The sequence below is a fragment of the Luteibacter yeojuensis genome (assembly GCF_000964085.1).
Lineage (GTDB): Bacteria > Pseudomonadota > Gammaproteobacteria > Xanthomonadales > Rhodanobacteraceae > Luteibacter > Luteibacter yeojuensis_A.
On sequence record NZ_JZRB01000064.1, the window covers coordinates 1 to 1,793 of the forward strand.

At 63.5% G+C, this 1,793-nt stretch carries 2 protein-coding genes; both read left to right on the forward strand.

Features of this window, described 5'->3' with window-relative positions; translation table 11 throughout:
- The first annotated feature begins 136 nt into the window (after positions 1 to 136).
- Positions 137 to 874: a pteridine reductase gene (locus VI08_RS19450; RefSeq protein ID WP_045831301.1), complete on the forward strand. Its 738-nt coding sequence runs from the start codon at positions 137 to 139 to the stop codon at positions 872 to 874.
- A 192-nt stretch (positions 875 to 1,066) separates the two neighbouring features.
- Positions 1,067 to 1,666, forward strand: coding sequence for a hypothetical protein (locus VI08_RS21885; RefSeq protein ID WP_157130526.1), 600 nt, complete (start codon positions 1,067 to 1,069; stop codon positions 1,664 to 1,666).
- Positions 1,667 to 1,793: the final 127 nt, after the last annotated feature.

Consider the following 1,793-nt stretch of genomic DNA (forward strand, 5'->3'; position numbering starts at 1 on the left):
GCGGTGAAAAAAGCGGTCAAGAAAACCACCGCCCGCCGCCCCGCCGCAAAGAAAGCCACGAAAAAATCCACCACCAAGTCGTGACGCCCGCCGCACTTTCCGGCAAGCTGCCCGCGCCCCCGCCAGGAAGCCCGCCATGAACCAGCCACCGGTCGTCCTCGTCACGGGCGGCGCCCGCCGCGTCGGCGCCGTCATCTGCCGGCGCCTGCACGCCGCGGGCTGCAACATCGCCCTGCACTACCGCAGCTCCGCCGACGACGCGGAGACGCTCGCCAACGAACTCAACGCCGCACGCGCCGATAGCGTCGCGCTGTTCTCCGGCGCGCTCGACAAACCCGCCACCCCCGACCACCTCGTCGGCGACGTCCTCGCCGTCTTCGGCCGCCTCGACGGCCTGGTCAACAATGCGTCCGCTTTCTACCCCACGCCCATCGGGGAGACCACGCAGGCGCAGTGGGACGACCTCTTCGCCGCCAACGCGCGCGCACCGTTCTTCCTCTCGCAGGCCGCCGCACCCGCGTTGCGCGAAGCGAAGGGTTCCATCGTCAACATCGTCGACATCTACGCCGAACGGCCCCTCGCCGGGCATACGGTGTACGTCATGGCCAAGGCCGCACTGGCGATGCTCACGCAATCGCTGGCCAAGGAACTCGCCCCCGACGTACGCGTCAACGCCGTCGCGCCGGGCGCCATCCTGTGGCCCGAATCAGGCAAGCCTGAAGAAGCGGCGGACGCGTTGATCGCGAAGACGCCGCTGGCGCGGAAGGGCGAGCCTGAGGATGTTGCCGAAGCCGTGCGATGGTTGATGCTGGATGCGCATTACACGACCGGGCAGGTGGTTCGGGTGGATGGTGGGCGGGCGCTCAATATTTGATGGGTGTCATGTTCCGCGGGTGGGGCTATGGAAGGAATGCGCGGATACGGTGAGAAGATTCGGGGTTGTGCTCGGTAGGGGTTTGGGGTGGCGTATGCTTCGGCCATCTAGCATTGTTGTGGAGAAGCAAGGATGGCGAGCCGTGCAAGGAGGCACTCGAATCAAGCGTCACCGTCCCGGTCACGATGGCCGTTGATCCTCGCGGCCCTGGCAAGCGTGGCCGGGGGCGACATACATGCTAGCGCCCTAATCGCCACGGTCCCCGACGCCGCCAACGCTTTCGTAGCAGCAGGTGACACCATTCTCGCCGCCAAGGTCATGGCCACTGCGAGCCATGCGCCCGGTCTCACGATCGTCGTGGTGCGCCACCGACTCGGCGCCGACAGATCAAGCAATCCCTGCGAACTCGTCATCGTCGAGTCCAAGGCGAATCGAGCCTCAGCGATTGCCGCGAACTCCACCGTCGTTGACTGTCGATACAACGACTATGCCCGCACTGCTGCAGCCATGGCGCTCAATGGAAATCTATCGGTAGAGCCAGACAGAGTGTCGTTCCTCAACGAATCGGCGAAGGGCGGCACGACTTTCTCTTTCGCATATGACCATCAGCGAAACGCGTGGCATCTGGACAAGGCGGAATCGACGACCGTAAGCACCGACTCGTCGAGCTCGGTCGAGGTTCATAAGTCATCTTTGACATATCCCGCTTCGATTCCATGGATTCCAATAGAAAGTTTCGAGCCGGGAATGTTGCGCGAATCAATGGCTAGACACCGACAAGTCGTCCAATGACGTGCGATCTGCCAGATGAGAAGAATCGAAGCTGTGCGCGGCACGGGATTGGGATGTCGTATGCTCCGGGCATCCAACGTTTGCGTGAAGCCATCCGGAAGACAAAGAGACTTGGGGGGGGGGGGGG